Source organism: Streptomyces sp. NBRC 109706, assembly GCF_000974485.1.
In the GTDB taxonomy this organism is placed as follows: domain Bacteria; phylum Actinomycetota; class Actinomycetes; order Streptomycetales; family Streptomycetaceae; genus Streptomyces.
In genome coordinates, this window is sequence record NZ_BBOM01000004.1 from 547,187 (window position 1) to 565,040 (window position 17,854).

A 17,854-nucleotide genomic window follows, 5' to 3' on the forward strand; every position below is an offset into this window, starting at 1 on the left:
GGGGGGCCGGCTTTCGCGGTGGGTGGGGTCAGCGTGGGGGTGGGGCTGTGGAGTCGCGGATGACCACGTGGGTGGTGAGGAGGGCGTGGCGGGGCTCGGGGGGTGGGCCGCCGTCCGGGCCCAGTGCCAACGTGACTGCCGTGCGGCCCATTTCGGCGTAGGGCACATGCACGGTGGTCAGCCGGGGGTGCAGGTCGGTGGCCGGGGCGACGTCGTCGTAGCCGACCAGGGAGACATCGCGCGGCACGGCGAGACCGGCGTCCTGGAGCGCCCCGAGCGCGCCGGCCGCGACCTCGTCCGTCGCCGCGAAGACGGCGGTGAAGTCCGGTCCCCGGGCCAGCCGCGCGCGCAGCGCGGCCTGCGCCTCGGCGCGGGCGAACGGGCACTCGACGACCAGTTCGGGCGAGGCGGGCACCCCCATCGACGTCAACGCCCGCCGGTAGCCGGCGAGTCGGCCGGCGGCGGTGGTCGAGCCGTCCGCCCGGGCGCCGAGAAAGAGCACCCGGCGGTGCCCCTCGGCCAGCAGGCGGCTGGTGATGGCGAAGGCGCCCGGTTCGTTGTCGTACTCGACCACGGTGGTCGGGGTGCCGGGCGCCAGCGGTGGTCGGCCACAGAGCACCAGCCGGGACCCCGAGGCGTCCAGGGCATGCGCGATCGTCGTCATCTGGCGCCGGTACTCGGCGTTGTCCACGACGCCGCCGATGAGGATCACCGCGTTGGCGCCCTGTTCGCGCATCAACCGGACCACGGCCAGCTCCCGTTCGGCGTCGCCGTGGGTGGTGCAGATCAGGCTGAGCAGCCCGGCGCGCGCCGTCTCCTCCTCGATGCCGTGGGCGACCTGCGCGAACGAGGGGCCGCGCACGTCGTTGAGGACGAAGGCCACGCTTCCCGTCCGCCGGCCGCGCAGGGCGCGGGCATGGGTGTTGGCGACATAGTCCAACTCCCGCACCGCACGCAGCACTCGCCGCCGGGTGCCGGGCGCGACCGGGTAGTTGTCCGCCAGCACCCGGGAGACGGTGGCCATGGAGACACCCGCGTGCTCGGCCACCGACCGGAGCGTGACCCGGCCCGGAACCACTAGGTCGACCTCCGGTGGACACACCTCGGGAACGGGTCCGGGAACACGCCCGGGAACACGTCCGGGAACACGCTGAAGAACACGTTTTCTCTCACTCTCCGCAGTCTAGGCACGGGCCGGGGTCGGCCCGTCCGTCGGGGAGGCCGCCGGCGGCCCGGTGCTGGCGCCGACGCGCAGCCTCGGCGGTAGCTCGGCCCAGGCCCCGCCCCGCGGCCGGCCTCCGCCGTCCAGGAGCAACGCCAGTGCCTCGGCGGCCAGTTCGCCCACCGGGCGGCAGACGGCGGTCAGCTCCCTGGTGCCGCACCATTCGAACGGCGGCTCGCCGAAGCCGACCACGCTCACGTCCTCCGGCACCCTGACCCCCCGGGCGGCGCACTCCCGGAAGACCACGGGGCCCAGCGCCTCGGCCGAGCCGAAGAACGCCGTGGGCCGGTCCGCCCGTTCCAACACCGCGCCGACGGCCCGCCGTACCGAGCCGGGGCCGGGTGAGCAGACGAGGTTCCCCGGCACGCCAAGGCCCCGGGCGGCCAGCGTCGCGCGGAAGCCGGCGACCCTGGCCCGGTCGGCCGCCGAACCGTGGGCGCCGGTGACCACCGCGATCCGCCGGTGGCCCAGGGCGAGCAGATGCTCGGCGGCCTGGGCGCCGGCCAGCCGGTTGGCCGTGGCCACCCAGCGGACCTCGTGCGGCGGCGCGGTCTCCGGGTCGACCATGACGAAGCGTGCCCCGTGGTCGAGCAGCCGCTCGTAGACGGGGAGCGGCAGCGTGTCCAGGTGGAACAGCAGCCCGTCGCGCGGCAGGCGGCGCGGACGCGGTAACCAGTCGACCGGCTCACGTTCCCAACGGCTCGGCGGCGGCGCGACGGAGACCAGCAGCCGGAACCCCCGTAGCCGCGCGGCCCGTTCGACGGCCTGGAGCACGGCCGCCGTCCTGGGCCGGTCGAGTCGGTCGGTGACGAGCTCCAGCAGCGGGCGGCCCGCCGTCCGGTCGGCGGCGGTCGGCCTGGCGTAGCCCAGGCGCCTGGCGGCGAGGACCACCAGCCGTCTGGTCTCGGGGGCGATGCCGGGCCGCCCGTTGAGCACCTTGGAGACGGTCGGCACCGAGACGCCGGCGGCGCGGGCCACCGCGGCCATCGTGGGTCCCGCGCTCCGCGACGCGGCGCCGGTGCCGTCCATCGCTTCTCCTCCCGGGTGCGCACACGAAGGATGGTGGTAAACGTGTTCTGCACATTACGCATCAATGACCGGCGCGTGAAGCCGTCGTATGCCGTTGACACTGTTGACGATCGCACTGGTCCTGCATAGTTTCCAACAAACGTTATCTAAAGGTTGGCGGGTGTGGCCCCGGTGGCCCGCGCTCGCCCGTGTGTCACCGGAGGAACAGGTGCCCGATCCCGCGCCGCGCACGATCGTCAACCCCGTGCTGCCCGGCTTCCATCCCGACCCCTCGATCGTCCGGGTCGGGGGCGACTACTACCTGGCCACCAGCACCTTCGAGTGGACGCCGGCCGTGCGTCTGCACCACTCAACGGATCTGGTGCGTTGGCGCTCGTTGGGCGGCGCACTCGACGGTGCCGATCTGCCCGAGCTGCGCGGGGTGCCGGACTCGGGCGGCGTCTGGGCGCCCTCCCTCAGCCACCACGGCGGTCTGTACTGGCTTGTCCACAGCGTGGTGCGCCATGTCGGCTCGCCCTACAAGGACGTGGACAACTACCTGGTCACCGCCTCCTCGCCGACCGGCCCCTGGTCGGATCCCGTCCATCTCAACTCCTCCGGGTTCGACGCCTCGCTCTTCCACGACGAGGACGGCCGGCACTGGCTGGTCAACGTCGAATGGGACCACCGGCCGGACCACCCGTCCTTCGGCGGCATCGTGCTCCAGGAGTACGACGCCGAGCGGCGGCGGATGACCGGCCCGATCACCACCATCGCCCGCAAGGACCGACTGATCGAGGGCCCCAACCTCTACCGTCGCGACGGCTGGTACTACCTGATGCTCGCCGAGGGCGGCACCGGCTGGGAGCACGGCATCAGCATGGCCCGCTCGCGCGAGATCACCGGGCCCTACGCGTTCGACCCGGTGCCCGACGTGCTCACCTCGCGCGGCCGGCCCGACCTCCCGCTGCAGAAGGCGGGCCACGGTGAGCTGGTGGCCACGCCCGAGGGCGAGTGGTATCTCGCCCATCTCGCCAGCCGCCCGGTGGCCTCGCCCGAGGGCGAACCCCGCTGTGTGCTGGGGCGGGAGACCTGTCTGCAGCGGGTGGTCTGGCGCGACGGCTGGCTGCGGCTCGCCGACGGCTCCACCGAGGCCGCGCTGACGGTCCCGGCCCCCGCCACCCCGGACGTTCAGCTCCCCGCCATCCCGGCCGCCCCGGCCCCGTCCGCGCCGGCCGGCCAGGCGCCGGCCGCTCAGGCACCGGACCGGGCCGCGGACGAAACCCCGGACGGGGACCCCTGGCGTTCCCCCGAGTGGAGCGCGCTGCGCCGCCCGATCGACGCCTCCTGGGCCTCGTTGACCGAACGCCCGGGCTGGCTGCGGCTGTTCGGCGGGCAGAGCCCGCATTCCCTCTTCGACCAGAGCCTGTTGGCGCGGCGGGTCACCGCCACCCGTCAGTCCCTCACCGTCCGGATGGAGTTCCGTCCCACCCGGTTCTCGCAGGCCGCCGGCGTGATCGCCTGGTACGACACCTCCACCTACTACTGTCTGCGGGTCACCCACGACGAGCGGCGCGGACGGGTGCTCGGTCTGGTGGTCCGCGACGACGGCGCCTACGCCGAGCCGCCGGAGACGGTCGTGGAGCTGGCGGACTGGCCGGACGAGATCCTGCTGCGGGCGCGGCTCGACGGCGCCTCGCTGTGGCTGGAGGCCGCGCCCGCCGAGGGGCGTTGGCGGACGATCGGCCCCGAACTGGACGCCACCCGGCTGTCGGACGACTACGGCAGCCGGCTCCGCTTCACCGGGGCCTTCCTCGGCGTCTGCGCCCAGGATCTGGGCGGAACCCGCACCCCCGCCGACTTCCGCGCGCCCGAGGTCGAGATCGCGCCCGGGGGCCGGGACCGGGTGGCCCCGAACCATTGACGTCCGTCGCGGTGGCGTCTAGCGTGCGGGGGCATATCGTCATCACGACCGGTGAGCACTCCGCCCATCGTAGAAAAGGTTATCTACGAAGCGGGCTGTTCATCAGGGCGGGCCGTGCTCCCCGATGCGAAGCCACCGGGAAGCGCCCTCATTTGTCGCGCTCTTTCCCCCGTGCCGGCGAGCCGGCGGCGGGCGGGGGCGGACGTCAGAATAGAAAACGATTGCTGTAATGCCATCCGTTCGGCCGGTAAGAACCAGACCCACGAGAAGAAGGCAGGAACCCAACATGGGCAACGCGAAGAGGCGCTGGCTGGTCGGGGGTGTCGCCTGTGCCCTGATGGCCACGACCGTCGCCTGTGGTGGCGACGACAACGGCGCGGACGGGCCGGTCGTCATCGAGCTGTGGAGCGACAAGGCCGGCACCCCGGCCGGCGTGGAGGCGTTCAACGCCGCCCACGAGGACATCCGACTCCGCTATGTCGAGGTCCCTTCCGTGGAGATCCCGGGCAACCTCAACAACGCGCATCTGGCGGGGGACCCCGCCGAGACGGCCTGTCTGGCGCAGACCGACAACCGCAACGGCGCCATGCTGGTGGCCCAGGGCGTGATCGCCGACCTGGGCGAGCCGCTTGAGCCCCACCGGGACAGCTTCGCCGACGGCTCCCTCCAGTCCCTGTCGATCGCCGAGACGGTCTACGGGGTGCCCAACCAGCGGCAGCCGATCTTCACCATGTTCCACCGCCCGACTTTCGAGGAGCGCGGTCTCGACTACCCCACCACCTGGGAGGAGGCCATCGAGGTCGGCCGACAGCTGCGCGGCGAGGGCATCCACATTTTCAACCTCGCCGGCGAGGACCCGTCCACCTTCATGAACCTGGCCTGGCAGGCCGGGGCCCGCTGGTTCCAGGTCGAGGGCGACGCCTGGCGGGTCGACCTGCTCGACGAGGGCTCGCTCTGGGCCGCGGAGATCATGCAGACCCTGCTGGACGAGGATCTGGTGGAGCGCATCTCCTATGCCGAGTACGCGGCGATGATGCAGCGCTACGACCAGGGCGGCATCGCCATGCGGCAGCTCTCCACCTGGCAACTCGCCGGCCACCAGCGGAACATGGACGCCTCGCTCGGCGACTGGGAGCCGGCGCCCAACCTGGCGGCACCCGGGCAGGACGTCGCCCTCTCCGCCGCCGACACCAGCGGCTACGCGGTGCCCGCGCTCTGCGAGCACCCGGAGGAGGCCGTCGAGGCGGCCGTCTGGCTGGCCACCGAGGCGGAGCCGGTCGCCGCCATGGCCGATCCGGTCGACGGCTCCGGCTGGTACCCGGCGGTCAGCGACCCCGAGCCCTTCCTCGACGAGCTGGTGCCCGAGCAGCTCTTCGGCGACCATGCGGACCGGACCGTCCCCGTGATCGAGGGCGCCTCCCAGTTCGCCGAGGGCTGGACCTACGGCCCCAACTCCACGGCCATGTATGAGGAGTTGGCCGACCAGTGGGGCAAGGCGATGAACGGGGAGATCACGGTCGCCGACGCGCTGTCCCATATGCAGCGCTGGACGGTGGACGACCTCGCACGTCAGGGCGTGAACGTTGTCGAGTGACCGGGTGACCACCGCACCGTCCACGGCCCCCGCCGCGCCGGAGCCCGGCCCGGCGGGGGCGCCCCGCCGGGGGCGCGGGCCCTCCTGGAGGTCCCCGCGCTGGCAGACGGTGCGCGCCCTCAAGGGCGCCGCCTTCGCCGCGCCGTTCTTCGTCGGCTTCCTCTTCGTCTTCGCCCTGCCCGTCGGCTACGCCGTCTACGAGAGCCTCTTCACCGAGCGCAGCTCGGGCCTCGGCATCGGCGGTCAGGAGCGGGTCTTCGTCGGCCTCGACAACTTCACCAGGGGCCTGGGCGACGGCGCGTTCTGGGCGTCCATGCTGCGGGTGCTCGTCTTCGCCTGTGTGCAGATCCCGGTGATGCTCGGGCTGGCCCTGCTGATGGCGCTGCTGCTCGACACCCTGGCCACCAGGACGGCGCACCGCTTCCGGCTGGCGTTCCTGATCCCGTACATGATCCCGGGCATCGTGGCCGCGCTGATGTGGATGTACCTCTACAGCCCCCGACTCGGGCCGCTGACCGATCTGCTGGACACGATCGGCATCGGCGCGGACTTCTACGCCTCGGAGATGCTCTGGCTCTCCCTGGGCAATCTGCTGACCTGGAACGGCGTCGGCTACAACATGCTGATCATCTACGGCGCGCTGCTGGCCGTGCCCAGGGAGCTGTTCGACGCGGCCCGGGTGGACGGCGCCTCCGAGCTGCGGATCGCGCTGCAGATCAAGGTGCCGTTCGTCCGGGGCGCGCTGGTGCTGACGGGGATGCTCTCCATCATCGGGATGCTCCAGATCTTCAACGAGCCGCTGCTGTTCCGGCAGGTCGCCCCCGAGACCGTCACCAAGAACTACACCCCGATCCTGATGATCTACAACCAGGCGTTCGACGCCAACGACTACCACTACGCCGCCGCGCTGTCGATCATCCTCGCGCTCATCGTGGGCGCCGTCTCCTTCGTCTTCTACAAGCTCACGAACAGGCCCCAGGCATGAAGAAGCCAGCGCAGCGCGCGACGAAGCCCGGTGCGGGGCGGTCACGCCGCACCAACGCCCTGGTCCTGTGTGGACTCGCGCTCTTCACCGTCTACTCCGTGGCCCCCGTCTGGTGGCTGCTGGTCTCCGTCACCAAGAACCAGCGCGATCTGCTGCACTCCAACGGGCTGTGGTTCGGCGACGGCTTCCACCTCGTCGACAACCTCCGCCAGGTCTTCCGCTACAACGACGGCATCTTCTTCCGGTGGATGCTGAACTCGCTGCTCTACGCCGGGGTCGGCGCCCTGGTGTGCACGGTGATCGCGATCAGCGCCGGCTATGCCCTCTCCCGTTTCCAGTTCTTCGGGCGGGGCGTCGCACTGGGCGCGGTGATCGGCTCCTTCCTCATCCCCTACGCGATGCTGACCCTGCCGCTGTATCTGCTGTTCTCCCGCATCGGCCTGGTCAACTCCGTGTGGGCGGTGCTGATCCCGTCGTTCGTCAGCCCGTTCTCCGTCTATCTGGCGAAGGTTTATGTGGACGGCGCGATCCCGGTGGAGCTGATCGAGGCCGCCCGCATCGACGGCGCGGGGGAGGTGCGGATCTTCCTCCAGATCGTGCTGCGGATGATGACGACGGGCGGCGCGACCGTCTTCCTGCTGGCCTTCGTGCAGAACTGGAACCAGTTCTTCCTGCCGCTGACCATGCTGCGCGGCGAGGAGCAGTGGACGCTGAGCCTGGGCCTGTTCGCCTGGAACGCCAAACGGGACGAGGCCGAGATCGACCTGTCGGCCCTGGTGCTCACCGGCTCGCTGCTGTCGATCGTGCCGCTGGCCGTCTTCATGGTGGCGATGCAGCGCTACTGGCGCACCGGGGTCACCCTGGGCAGCCTCAAATGACGTCCGGCACCACCGCCGGTGTCGCCGGGGAAAACTAGACTGGGCCGGGTGACGACCAAGGCTGACCAGACGCCGCGCCCGGGGCGCGCCACGCTCAAGGACGTCGCGTTCCGCGCGGGCGTCTCGGTGCCGACCGTCTCCCGGGTGATCGCGGGGAACTACCCGGTCGCGGTCAGCACCCGGCGCAGGGTGGAGAAGGCCCTCCGCGAGCTGGACTATGTCGCCAACACCCATGCCCGCGCGCTGCGCGGCCAGGCCATCAAGGCGGTCGCCTTCATCCTCAACGACGTGCGCGGCCCGTCGTTCGCGCAGGTCGCGCACGGCATCGAGGAGGAGGCGGCCAGGCGCGGCCGGCTCTGTCTGATCTGCACCACCAGCGGCGATCCGGAGCGGGAGCTGGACGCGGTCCGGCTGATGCGGGAGCAGGGTGCCGAGGCGGTGATCCTCATCGGCAGCGTCCGGGACGACGAGGCATACCGGCGGCAGATGCGTTCGCTGGCCACCTCGCTGGACCAGGCCGGCTCCCGGCTGGTGCTCTGCGGCCGGCCGTCGCTCGGCCCCGAGGTGCCGGCCACCGTCGTGGAGTACGAGAACGAGGCCGGCGCCTACGCGGTGACCGGCCGGCTGCTGGCCGCCGGCCACCGGCGGGTGCTGTTCTTCGGCGGCGAGGACGAACAGACCACCTCCGCCCAGCGGTTGGCGGGCTACCGCCGTGCCCTGGCCGACTACGGGGTGGAGTTCGACGCCTCGCTGGTCGAGCCGGTGGACTTCGTCCGGGATGTCGCCTATCTGGCGCTGCGCGAACGGCTCGCCAGGCGGCGGGACTTCACGGCCGTCTTCGCGGTCACCGACCAGATCGCCGCCGGCGCGCTGCGGGCCGTCACGGAGGCGGGTCTGTCGGTGCCGGGTGACATCTCCCTGGTCGGCTACGACGACGTGCCCCCGGCCACCGATCTGCGCCCCCAACTCACCACCGTGCACGTCCCCTACGAGGAGCTGGGCCGCACCGCCGTCCGCCTCGCCCTGGACCGGCAGGCCGAGCAGCATGTCCTCCTCGGCACCCACGTCGTCATCCGCGATTCGGTCGCCGCCCCCGCCGACCGGGCCTGACACGGTCGCGGGCGGAGGCGGAGGTGCCGTGGTTCCCGGCCGGCCGGTGCCCTATGCCCGGGGGCGCATGCGGGAGTTGGGCAGCGGCGGTGCCGGCAGGGGTGCTGGTTGGCCAGGAGGGAACGCGCCGAACAGAGCCGGCTTGTCGGCGTCGGTCGGGTCGGCGGGTTCGAAGCCCAACTCGGCCTGGTAGCGGCGCCGGAACTCGACGATCTCGTCGTGGCCGCGTCCGATGAAGTTCCACCACATCACGATCCGCTCCCGCAGCGGGACGCCGCCCAGCAGGATGACGCGGGCCCCGCCGTCCCGCGCGGTGATCACCAGGGTGTCGGATCCGGGCGGGACATAGGCGAGCGAACGGTGGTCGACGTCCGTCGAGTTGACGGTGACCTCGCCCCGCTCGGCGAGGACGGCGTGCTCGAAGTCGGAGCGCACCGTGAGCCGGGCCGAGGCGCCGGGCTCCAGGATCAGTTCGGCGCCGAGCAGGTCGGGCGTGCGGGTGTCGACCGGTGAGACCGAGCCAAGCAGCTCGCCGATGAACACGCGCGCCGTGACGCCGGGCAGCGCGACCGGCTCCGGGACATGACGGACGAACGCGTTCTCGCTGAAACGTGTCTCGTCCGGCAGCGCGTACCAGAGCTGCACGCCGTGCAGGGCGTTCGACCCCGGGGCGCTGATCTCCTGATGGGTGATGCCACGGCCCGCGATCATCAGGTTGAGCTCTCCCGGCACCACCGAGGCCGCGTTGCCGCCGGAGTCGAGATGGTCGACGCTTCCGGCGAACAGCCAGGACACCGTGGCAAGCCCGGTGTGGGGATGGCGCGGCACCAGCATCCCGCCGGTCTCCGAGACGTCGTCGGGGCCGAAATGGTCCAGAAAGCACCAGGAGCCCACCAGCGATCTCCGCCGCTGCGGGAGGGTCCGGTACACCGTCGTCGCCCGCACGCCGCCGAGCGGCACCTGGCGCGGCGTGAGGATTTCCACCGCCGTGCACGGCTGCCCCTGCTCCAGGACTTCCGGTCGCGGGTGGGGCTCCAGGTTGGTCATCGCACAATCTTCCCGTCGGCGTCGCGGGGACGCACCGGATGTTCGCTCAGTATCGATATGCGGTTGAACGCGTTGATGGTGACCGCCACCCACTCGGCCGCGACAAACGCCTCCTCGCCGAGCACCGACCGTGCGCCGAAGAGATCGGCGTTCGACTCCTCGGTGGTGGGGAGCGAGGTGACCGCTTCGGCCACCGCGAGCACCGCCCGCTGCCGGTCGTCGAACAACCCGGTCTCCCGCCAGGCCGGCAGCAGGTCCAGCTTCTGCTGCGCTATCCCGACCTTTCTGGCCTCGCGCGCGTGCAGATCGATGCAGTAGGCGCACGCGTTGATCTGCGAAGCGCGCAGCTTGATGAACTCGACCTCCTGCGCGGAGAGTCCGCGCTGCAACGCCGCCTCGCGGATCGCCGTCGAGAACGCTCCGGCCGCCCGCCAGGCCTCGGGCATGACCTTGTCCAGAAAGGGACGCATGGTGTTTCCTATTCCGCTCTCGGGGGCGGCGTCGTGGTGCCGGGACGCCGCCGGATGCTGATCTCAGCTCCGGGTGGTGCGCCTGACCAGCGCGATATCGGACGCCTTCGGCCGGCGGAACGCGCCACCTTCGGCGACGAATTCCGCGCCGTGCCTTTCCAGATGGCGAGCGAACAGCGGGCACACGGGAATGACGGTAATGTTTCTCCTCCTGCTGTCCCTGAGCGCCGCACGCACCAGCAGTCCGGCCAGACCGCGTCCACCGAACTCCCCGTCCACCTCGGTGTGGAAGAATATCCGCTCCCCGTCCTCGCCGGGAGAATCGACGAACTCGGCCCTGCCGACCGGGGATCCGTCGCCGATACGCACGGTGTAGGAGCTGATCGGTCCGCCGGGATCCAGCTCGACCGTCACGGGCGCTCCGGTGTTGTCGGCCAGTTCCTGAGCCATCGGGCTCTCCTTTCGTAGGGGTTCGCGGCCGGCTGGCCGGAACCGGCCCCGGTGCGGCGGCGCGTTCCGGCACCGCCGCCCCGGGGCCGGGATGACGGTCGGGTCAGACGGAGCTTCCGGCGCGCTCGGCGAGGAGCTGCAGCTCCCAGGCGAAGGCCACGCCGCTGGCGCCGCCGTGCTGCGCCTGGACCTCGGCGGCGCCCGGCACGGTCTTCTCGCGGGCCCAGTCGCGCTGCCATTCGCCCAGCACGGCGAGCCAGGTGATCGGAACGACCCCCGCCTGGATCAGGCGCTGCACCGCCATGTCATGGGCCTCCTTGGAGACGCCGCCCGAGGCGTCGGTGACGGCGAAGACGTCGAAGCCCTCGCCCGCCGCCTGGATGGCCGGCATCGCCACGCAGATCTCCGTCCAGAGGCCGGCGATGATCAGCTTCTTGCGTCCGGTCGCCTTGACGGCGTCCACCACGCGCTCGTCCTGCCAGGTGTTGATAAGGGTCCTGTTGATGGGCTTCTGCTCCGGGAACACGTCCTGCACGGCCTGGATCAGAAGGCCGCCGCGCTCCTCCAACACGGTCGTGAGAATCGTCGGAACGTCGAACACCTTGGCCGCCTTGGCGAGTCCGGTGACGTTGTTGACAACCATCGTCGGTTCGTGACTGTTCAGGTTGGCGAACTGGAACGGCTGGTGATCGATCAGTACGAGAACGCTTTCCTCGGGCGTCAGCAGCGCGTCGAGTCCGGCCTTGTTCTCGGTGCTCATGGGATTCCCCTTCTGGAGCTTCGTTTCCCTTGGGCGGGCTGGTGGCCGCCCGGCGGGCCCCGCATCATGTAGTTGATGCATCACCTACGTTAGGCGTCAGTCCTTGAATCGTCAACCAACCCCCGGGGAGGCGACTTTCGGGCAGCTGTCGACGGGACGGGCACCCGGTCCGAGCTGCGCCGTTACGCTTCCTCCATGAACGCAACGCCTCACTGGCTGACGGCGGAGCAGAAGGCCGCCTGGGACAGCTTCATCAACATGCAGGAGAAGCTGATCGGACGGCTCTCCCGCCGGGTCCAGGCCGACTCCGGGATGTCACCAGCCGACTACATCGTGTTGGCCAAACTCACCGAAGCCGGCGGGCGGATGCGCTTCATGGACCTGGTGCGGCTGGTGGAGTGGGAGAAGAGCCGCATGTCCCACCAGGTCGGGCGGATGACGAAACGCGGACTGGTGGCCAAGGAGGACTGTCCCGACGACGGACGCGGGGCGTTTGTGGTCGCCACCCCGGCCGGCTACCAGGCGATCGGCGACGCCGCGCCGCTGCACGTCGAACACGTCCGCCGACTGTTTGTCGACGCCCTCACCGCCGAAGAACTCGACACCCTCGCCCGGATCTCGAACCGCGTCCTCGCGCACATGGAGAAGCAGCCCGACTGACCGCGCGGCGGATCGACGCGCGGAGCGGAGTCACCGGGGTCCTACTCGCCGACGCGTCCCGGGGGCAGGGCTCCGAGCAGGTGGTCCGCGTCGTGTGGCATCACGGCGAGAAGCACCTTGCCCTGGGGGGAGACGCATTCGACGATGCGGGATCTGCCGTTGATCCTGATGGCCTCGCGGGCGGTGGGGGAGCGGACGCCGACGCGGCGCAGATCGGCCGGAAGCGAGATCCCGGCTCCGGACCTGGTGCGCGGCTCCCAGGCCAGCGTGGAAGGACCGAGCAGAACGCGCCCGCGCAGCCAGCGATCACCCCGGGACGGATGCCTGAGCAGACAGGTGAAGGTGATCGCACCCCCCTGATCGGCTTTGTCCGCACGCCGCTGCGCCCTGCGGCGGAACAACCACGTTGTCAGTCCGGCGGCCAGGCAGGCGACAACCACGAGTCCGATCACGGACGTATTCAAGCAGTCGCGGGGCTCCCGCTCGCGCCTACCGGCGGGGCGTCGCCTGGGCCGCCTCGGCCGTCGCGCCGAGGCGGCCTACACCGCGCCGAGCGAGTCCACGGCGTGAACGCGGACCGGCAGGGGAGCCCGGTGTGACGGGCCACCGGACGGTCGCGCCTGTCAGCGGGCGCCGGTCACTTCGAGGGCGCGGCGGCGCGCCCAGTCCTCGGCGTCGGCGACGGCCTCAAGGGTCATGGACTCGCCGGGGACATGGTCGTGTTCCTCGACGATCTGCCGCAGGGTGTCGACGATCGCGTTGAACTTCAGCTTCCCGGCGACAAAGCCTGCGACGCACTCCTCGTTGGCGGCGTTGAAGACGGCCGGCATCGTGCCGCCCGCCTCGCCCACCTCGTTGGCCAGGCCGAGGGCGGGGAACGCCTCGTCGTCCACCGGGAAGAACTCCCAGGTGGACGCCTTGGTCCAGTCGCACGGCGGGGTGGCGTCGGCGACCCGGTCGGGCCAGCCGAGCCCGAGGGACAGCGGCAGCCGCATATCGGGCGGGCTGACCTGGGCGAGTGTCGAGCCGTCCGTGAACTCGACCATCGAATGGACCATCGCCTGGGGGTGCACCACCACGTCGATCCGGTCGAAGGGGATGTCGAAGAGCAGATGCGCCTCGATCACCTCAAGTCCCTTGTTGACAAGGTTGGCGCAGTTGATCGTCACCACCGGGCCCATGTCCCACACCGGGTGCGCGAGGGCCTCCTCGGGGGTGACATCGGCCATCTGCGCACGGGTGCGGCCACGGAAGGGGCCGCCGCTCGCGGTGAGGACGAGCCGTTTCACCGCCTCCCTCCGGTCGCCCTGGAGGCACTGGAAGAGCGCCGAGTGCTCCGAGTCGACGGGGATGATCTGGCCCGGCTTGGCCCGCCTCTTGACCAGCGGGCCGCCCACGATCAGGGACTCCTTGTTCGCGAGGATCAGCCGGCTGCCCGCGTCGAGCGCGGCGAGCGTCGGGGCCAGACCGACGGAGCCGGTGATCCCGTTCAACACCGAGTCGCAGGGCAGGGCCGCGAGTTGGGTCGAGCCGTCGGGGCCGGAGACGATCTCGGGCAGCGCCCGGTCGGTGCCCCGGTCGGCTAGCTCGTCCCTGAACGCCTCCCGCAGATCGGACACCGCCGTGTCGGTCGCGACGGCGACCGTCTCCACCTCCAGGTCCAACGCCTGCCGGGCGAGAAGGCGGACGTTCCTCCCACCCGCGGAGAGCGCCTTGACGCGGAATCGTTCCGGATTGCGCCGGATCACATCGATGGCCTGCGTTCCGATGGACCCGGTCGAGCCGAGGATGACGACGCTGCTGGGCTCAGTGTTGTTGGTGTTCACGGCGGTCATGATAGGGCGTTCCGCTATGGGCGGACCCCCCTTCGAAAGCACTCGCCAACAGGGTTGGCGCGCCCGAAAACAGCCCGTTCCATGGCGTTCTCTCGACCCCCGAATTACCCGCCGAAAGGTGAAATGGTGGCCGAGTTGGTGCGGGTCGGAGAAAGTCCGGACAGATTTGCGCACCTGCGCGAGTGCGCCGGGCGAGGTGTTCGCTTCGGCGGGGACAGGCGACGGAGCGATGAGTTCCGGTGGTCCGACGAGTCACACCTTCGTTCGTCGACCACCAAGGAGGAGCGCATGGCTCAGCTGCTGAGAGTCCAGAACTTCGGTGTTTCCCGGGACGGGATCGCCGCCGGCGAGGACCAGAGCCTGGAGAACCCGTTCGGCCCCGGCATCGACCCGGGGCGGTTGTTCGCCTGGGCCGGCGCCACGGCGAGCTGGACCAACCGGACGGAGCCCGGCGGGAGCCGCGGCCTGGACGACTACTTCACCCGGGACTTCACGCACAACATCGGGGCCGAGATCATGGGCCGCAACAAGTTCGGGCCGCAGCGCGGGCCCTGGACCGACCACGAATGGCAGGGCTGGTGGGGTGACGAACCGCCTTTCCACACCCCGGTGTTCGTCATGACCCACCACAAGCGTCCCTCGTTCACGCTCTCCGACACGACGTTCCACTTTGTCGACGGCGAGCCGGCCACCGTCCTTGAACAGGCGCGGGAGGCCGCGGACGGCAGGGACGTGCGGCTCGGCGGCGGGGTCACCACCGTCCGGGAGTTCCTGGCCGCCGATCTGGTGGACACCCTGCATGTGGCGGTCGCCCCGATGGAACTCGGCTCCGGGCTGCGCCTGTGGGAGTCCCCGGACGAACTGCTCGACCGGTTCCATCTGGAGGTCGTGCCCAGCCCGAGCGGGGTGACGCACCACCTGTTCTGGCGGAAGTGACCGAAGCCTTCACGGGGCGCGAGCCTTGATGGGGCGCGAGCGTTCACCGGGCGTGCTGGGCGCTGACCAGATCGATGCCGCAGAGCGCGGCCAGTTCCCTGGCCGCCGCCGTCAACGGGTCGCGCAGGGCGGCGAGTTCGGCGCGCATCTGGGGTGAGCGGTCCCAGCGCCGCTCATGGGCGACGCCGCCGGCGCCCGGTGGGCAGGCGGCCTCCCAGGAGCGGAGCGCCGGATGCCAGGTCGACAGGAACGGGCGCAGATGCTGGTTGGCGACGCGCAGCGCGATGCCGGGCAGCACCCGGGGCCCGGTGGCCTCGGCCGACATCCGGTGCAGCACCTCGCGGGTCGTCCCGAAGAGCGAGTGCAGCGAGGCCAGGGCCTCCCGCAACGAGCCCTGTTCCGGGTCGAGTTGCTGGACGCCGACGCGGGTCACCAGCTCGATCTGCAGATCGAAGGCGGCGGCCCGTTCGACCGTGCCGGCGGCGGGGCGGGGCGCCGCCGCCGGCACGGGGGGGCGCGTCGCCGGCCCTGGCCCCGCGCGCCGGGGTGAGCGCCGGCGTCAGGTTGCGCAGCAGCACCCGGCGCAGATCCTCCAGCCTGGCGGTGTCCTCGTCATGGCGGCGCACCGCGCGGGCCAGCACCGGATGCACGCTCCAGGACCACTCCTCGGCGGCGGCCGGGCAGAGCGCGCCGGTGCCCCGCAGCGTCTCTATGGCGCCGCCGACCAGGGAGCCGAGATCCCACGGATCGTAGGGGCCGGAGGCGGCGAGGGCGTCCTCAAGCGCCGACTGGCACAGCGGCGCGGGACTGGCCAGGGCCAGCAGCCGCAGCACATCGTCCGTCAGGGCGTCCCCGGACAGCGGCTCGGCCAGAAACGTCTCCCACGCGCCGGCCGTCCGCCGGGGCGTCAGCACATCGCCGCCCGCGCCGTGGAACGTCTTGCGGAGCCGCCCGAAGTCGCCGCGTTCGGCCAGGTCGGCGAGGAGTTCCAGGGCCTGCGGATGCCCGTCCACATCGCGCACCAGGGCCAGCGCCGCCGCCCGGTCCGGCTCGTCCCGTGGCGGGCGGCGGGACGTCAACAGGCGGTAGCCGTCATGCTCGTTGACGGGGGTGACGTCGATCGGTTCGCCGAACGAGCCGTAGTGGAGCGAGCGGGTGGTGACCAGGGTCGAGCAGAGCAGATGCGGGCCGCGCAGCAGATGGAGCTGGTCGGGCGGCAGCCCGTCGGGCACCCCGTCGACCACCCAGAGACAGGGCGCGTTCCGCTCGGCCAGGGCCACGGCGAAATGGCTCAGCAGCCCGGTGGGCGAGCGGTCGGGGGGATCCACGCCGAGAGCCGAGAGCGCGGTGGCGAGCTGGTCCGCGTATCCGGTGACGACCTCCCGTGGGCTCGCGGCGGCCAGCGGATGCAGATCGAACCAGAAGATCCCGCCGGGGAAGGACGAGCTGAAGTGCAGGGCGTACTCCTGCGCCAGCAGGCTCTTGCCGATGCCCGGCATGCCGCGGAGTTGGGCGATCCGGCCGGCCGCCGTCCCCGACAGCAGGGGCGCGCGGTGGCGGTGCAGCGCGGTGTGGACATGCCACTGTTCGGCGAGCCGGCCGGTGAACCGCGTCGATCCGGTGCGGGCCGGCGCCGGCAGCCAGGGCACGACGGGCGTTCTGGCGATGTCCCCCATGGGGGTGTCGATCCGGTCGACATACTCCGCGACCCGCTTCGCCAGCGGGCCGGCGGCCTCCTGGTCGGCCGGCCACCGCCAGTGCCTGGCGTCGCGCAGCTCCATGGGGTGGACATGCTCGACGGAACGCTCCGGGTTGATCAACAGGGTGCGGCGGAGCGGATCGCCCTCGTGCTGACCGGTGAGATAGGCGTAGGTCAGCTCCCACTGACAGGCGCGCCGGCGGGGGTAGTCGGCGGAGTAGAGGGCGAGCAGCACCTTGCAGCGGGCCAGGGCGTCGGTGATGGTGGCCGTGATCGAGGCGAAGTCGTCGACGGCGGTGTCGTCGACGAAGACCCGGAGGCCGGCGGCGCGCAGCGCGGCCACCACGCCGATGATGCGGTGCTCGTCGGACCGGCTGTAGCTGAGGAACACATCCCACTCGGCCTGGGACAAGCCGGCTGTCGCCACGGTCCGCGACCTTTCTTCTGGCCGACACGGGAAGGACTGCCCGCTGACTCGGAGCCGATCGTTGAGCATCACCCGATGCTAGGCCGTGTCCTCCTCCCGCGTGCCCGAGGGCGGGCGTTGGGGCGGTGGGGCCGGGGTCGGGTCCGGGGCGGAGTGGGCGGAGCGGTGCAGATGGCCCTCCGGGTCGGGGATCCCGGCGATATCGCCGAGGCCGATGACATAGGGGCGGAGCCGTCCCTGGAGGGCGCGCAACTCCCGCCGGAACTCCGCGTTCCGCGGCCATTCGGACTCGTCCCGGCCGGGATGCTCCTCCTCGAACCGCCTGAGGCGGGGGTGCCAGGTGGCGAGGAACGGGGCGAGTTCGACGTTGAGCATGTCGAGCGCCAGCTCGTAGACGGAGTTCCCCTTGGCCGGGGGTAACGGTGCCGTGTCGGACTCCAACGGCTCCCGGTAGAGGTCGAACAGGGTCTTGAGCGAGGTCAGCGCCTCGCGGAGGTTTCCCTCCCCGTCGCCCAACGGCCTGGTGGCCACCCGGTCGCGGCCTGGAAGAACATCCGCTGGGCGGCCTGCCGCATATCGGTCCTGGTGCGGAACGACATCTCGCTGCCCAGCACCGTGAGGCGCACATCGGTCAGTTGGGCGGATCTGCGGTACAGCTCGGCGCCGAGCACCAGCGCCACCCCGATGAGGCAGCCCACCACGACGGACAGTCGTTGGCCACCGGTCTGGCTGATCGAGTAGGCCGCGATCCCCACGACCCCACCCACGATCCCGGCCAGCACGGTGCGTAACGCCGTCTGCACGCCCCGCGCGGAGACCCGTCCCCGTTTCGCCATTCCCCACCCCTCG

Annotated in this window: 18 protein-coding genes; 7 read left to right on the forward strand and 11 right to left on the reverse strand. The window is 71.2% G+C overall.

The window, feature by feature from the left end:
• Positions 1-28: 28 nt before the first annotated feature.
• Complete coding sequence (locus tag AOM46_RS02080) at positions 29-1,048, reverse strand: LacI family DNA-binding transcriptional regulator (RefSeq protein WP_267887787.1); 1,020 nt, start codon at positions 1,046-1,048, stop codon at positions 29-31.
• A gap of 135 nt (positions 1,049-1,183) precedes the next feature.
• Positions 1,184-2,251: a LacI family DNA-binding transcriptional regulator gene (locus AOM46_RS02085; RefSeq protein ID WP_062204665.1), complete on the reverse strand. Its 1,068-nt coding sequence runs from the start codon at positions 2,249-2,251 to the stop codon at positions 1,184-1,186.
• Between the two features lie 208 nt (positions 2,252-2,459).
• Between AOM46_RS02085 and AOM46_RS02090 the strand changes: the two genes are divergently transcribed.
• From AOM46_RS02090 to AOM46_RS02110, 5 genes are all read left to right on the forward strand, one after another.
• Positions 2,460-4,154: a glycoside hydrolase family 43 protein gene (locus tag AOM46_RS02090; RefSeq protein ID WP_067225938.1), complete on the forward strand. Its 1,695-nt coding sequence runs from the start codon at positions 2,460-2,462 to the stop codon at positions 4,152-4,154.
• Positions 4,155-4,440: 286 nt separating this feature from the next.
• A complete protein-coding gene (locus tag AOM46_RS02095; protein ID WP_062204669.1) occupies positions 4,441-5,748 on the forward strand; it encodes an ABC transporter substrate-binding protein in 1,308 nt (435 codons plus the stop codon).
• Positions 5,749-5,857: 109 nt separating this feature from the next.
• Positions 5,858-6,733 (forward strand): carbohydrate ABC transporter permease, encoded by an 876-nt coding sequence (locus AOM46_RS02100; protein WP_062204673.1) that lies wholly within the window; start codon positions 5,858-5,860, stop codon positions 6,731-6,733.
• Positions 6,730-7,611: a carbohydrate ABC transporter permease gene (locus AOM46_RS02105; protein WP_062204676.1), complete on the forward strand. Its 882-nt coding sequence runs from the start codon at positions 6,730-6,732 to the stop codon at positions 7,609-7,611. The genes AOM46_RS02100 and AOM46_RS02105 overlap by 4 nt, the downstream gene beginning before the upstream one ends.
• Positions 7,612-7,659: 48 nt before the next feature.
• A complete protein-coding gene (locus AOM46_RS02110; RefSeq protein ID WP_062204679.1) occupies positions 7,660-8,721 on the forward strand; it encodes a LacI family DNA-binding transcriptional regulator in 1,062 nt (353 codons plus the stop codon).
• 51 nt (positions 8,722-8,772) lie between these two features.
• On the opposite strand, the gene AOM46_RS02115 is transcribed toward AOM46_RS02110, so the two are convergent.
• The 4 genes from AOM46_RS02115 to AOM46_RS02130 all read right to left on the reverse strand — a co-directional run bounded on the left by AOM46_RS02115 (position 8,773) and on the right by AOM46_RS02130 (position 11,448).
• A complete protein-coding gene (locus AOM46_RS02115; RefSeq protein WP_062204682.1) occupies positions 8,773-9,768 on the reverse strand; it encodes a pirin family protein in 996 nt (331 codons plus the stop codon).
• Positions 9,765-10,238: a carboxymuconolactone decarboxylase family protein gene (locus AOM46_RS02120; RefSeq protein WP_062204685.1), complete on the reverse strand. Its 474-nt coding sequence runs from the start codon at positions 10,236-10,238 to the stop codon at positions 9,765-9,767. Before AOM46_RS02120 ends, AOM46_RS02115 begins: the two co-directional genes overlap by 4 nt.
• A 63-nt stretch (positions 10,239-10,301) precedes the next feature.
• On the reverse strand, positions 10,302-10,688 hold the full coding sequence (locus AOM46_RS02125) for a GNAT family N-acetyltransferase (RefSeq protein ID WP_062204688.1): 387 nt from the start codon (positions 10,686-10,688) through the stop codon (positions 10,302-10,304).
• Between the two features lie 103 nt (positions 10,689-10,791).
• Positions 10,792-11,448, reverse strand: a complete 657-nt coding sequence (locus AOM46_RS02130) for a hydrolase (RefSeq protein WP_062204689.1) — start codon at positions 11,446-11,448, stop codon at positions 10,792-10,794.
• Positions 11,449-11,643: 195 nt separating this feature from the next.
• On the opposite strand from AOM46_RS02130, the gene AOM46_RS02135 reads away from it, so the two are divergent.
• Positions 11,644-12,108 carry a MarR family winged helix-turn-helix transcriptional regulator gene (locus tag AOM46_RS02135; RefSeq protein ID WP_062204692.1) on the forward strand — a complete coding sequence of 155 codons (465 nt, stop codon included), beginning with the start codon at positions 11,644-11,646 and terminating at the stop codon, positions 12,106-12,108.
• A gap of 41 nt (positions 12,109-12,149) precedes the next feature.
• On the opposite strand, the gene AOM46_RS02140 is transcribed toward AOM46_RS02135, so the two are convergent.
• Both AOM46_RS02140 and dxr read right to left on the reverse strand, forming a co-directional pair.
• The gene (locus tag AOM46_RS02140) at positions 12,150-12,560 is read right to left on the reverse strand and encodes a hypothetical protein (RefSeq protein WP_234313590.1); all 411 of its coding nucleotides are present in this window, start codon (positions 12,558-12,560) and stop codon (positions 12,150-12,152) included.
• A 171-nt stretch (positions 12,561-12,731) separates the two neighbouring features.
• Positions 12,732-13,943 (reverse strand): 1-deoxy-D-xylulose-5-phosphate reductoisomerase, encoded by a 1,212-nt coding sequence (gene dxr, locus AOM46_RS02145; protein ID WP_062204697.1) that lies wholly within the window; start codon positions 13,941-13,943, stop codon positions 12,732-12,734.
• Between the two features lie 288 nt (positions 13,944-14,231).
• Between dxr and AOM46_RS02150 the strand changes: the two genes are divergently transcribed.
• On the forward strand, positions 14,232-14,879 hold the full coding sequence (locus tag AOM46_RS02150) for a dihydrofolate reductase family protein (protein WP_062204700.1): 648 nt from the start codon (positions 14,232-14,234) through the stop codon (positions 14,877-14,879).
• A gap of 173 nt (positions 14,880-15,052) precedes the next feature.
• Here the strand turns inward: AOM46_RS02150 and AOM46_RS02155 are convergent, their stop codons facing one another.
• The 3 genes from AOM46_RS02155 to AOM46_RS02165 form a co-directional block, all read right to left on the reverse strand.
• A complete protein-coding gene (locus AOM46_RS02155; protein WP_062204703.1) occupies positions 15,053-17,005 on the reverse strand; it encodes a TIR domain-containing protein in 1,953 nt (650 codons plus the stop codon).
• 78 nt (positions 17,006-17,083) lie between these two features.
• Positions 17,084-17,536, reverse strand: coding sequence for a hypothetical protein (locus tag AOM46_RS02160; RefSeq protein ID WP_062204705.1), 453 nt, complete (start codon positions 17,534-17,536; stop codon positions 17,084-17,086).
• Positions 17,485-17,841 (reverse strand): hypothetical protein, encoded by a 357-nt coding sequence (locus AOM46_RS02165; RefSeq protein ID WP_062204708.1) that lies wholly within the window; start codon positions 17,839-17,841, stop codon positions 17,485-17,487. The genes AOM46_RS02160 and AOM46_RS02165 overlap by 52 nt, the downstream gene beginning before the upstream one ends.
• Between the last annotated feature and the right edge of the window lie 13 nt (positions 17,842-17,854).

Coding starts and splice junctions, on each gene's coding strand:
- AOM46_RS02165 (WP_062204708.1), bottom strand. CDS start 17,841: ATGGCGAAACGGGGACGGGTCTCCGCGCGGGGCGTGCAGACGGCGTTA.
- dxr (WP_062204697.1), bottom strand. CDS start 13,943: ATGACCGCCGTGAACACCAACAACACTGAGCCCAGCAGCGTCGTCATC.
- AOM46_RS02150 (WP_062204700.1), top strand. CDS start 14,232: ATGGCTCAGCTGCTGAGAGTCCAGAACTTCGGTGTTTCCCGGGACGGG.
- AOM46_RS02130 (WP_062204689.1), bottom strand. CDS start 11,448: ATGAGCACCGAGAACAAGGCCGGACTCGACGCGCTGCTGACGCCCGAG.
- AOM46_RS02120 (WP_062204685.1), bottom strand. CDS start 10,238: ATGCGTCCCTTTCTGGACAAGGTCATGCCCGAGGCCTGGCGGGCGGCC.
- AOM46_RS02095 (WP_062204669.1), top strand. CDS start 4,441: ATGGGCAACGCGAAGAGGCGCTGGCTGGTCGGGGGTGTCGCCTGTGCC.
- AOM46_RS02105 (WP_062204676.1), top strand. CDS start 6,730: ATGAAGAAGCCAGCGCAGCGCGCGACGAAGCCCGGTGCGGGGCGGTCA.
- AOM46_RS02115 (WP_062204682.1), bottom strand. CDS start 9,768: ATGACCAACCTGGAGCCCCACCCGCGACCGGAAGTCCTGGAGCAGGGG.
- AOM46_RS02085 (WP_062204665.1), bottom strand. CDS start 2,251: ATGGACGGCACCGGCGCCGCGTCGCGGAGCGCGGGACCCACGATGGCC.
- AOM46_RS02135 (WP_062204692.1), top strand. CDS start 11,644: ATGAACGCAACGCCTCACTGGCTGACGGCGGAGCAGAAGGCCGCCTGG.
- AOM46_RS02125 (WP_062204688.1), bottom strand. CDS start 10,688: ATGGCTCAGGAACTGGCCGACAACACCGGAGCGCCCGTGACGGTCGAG.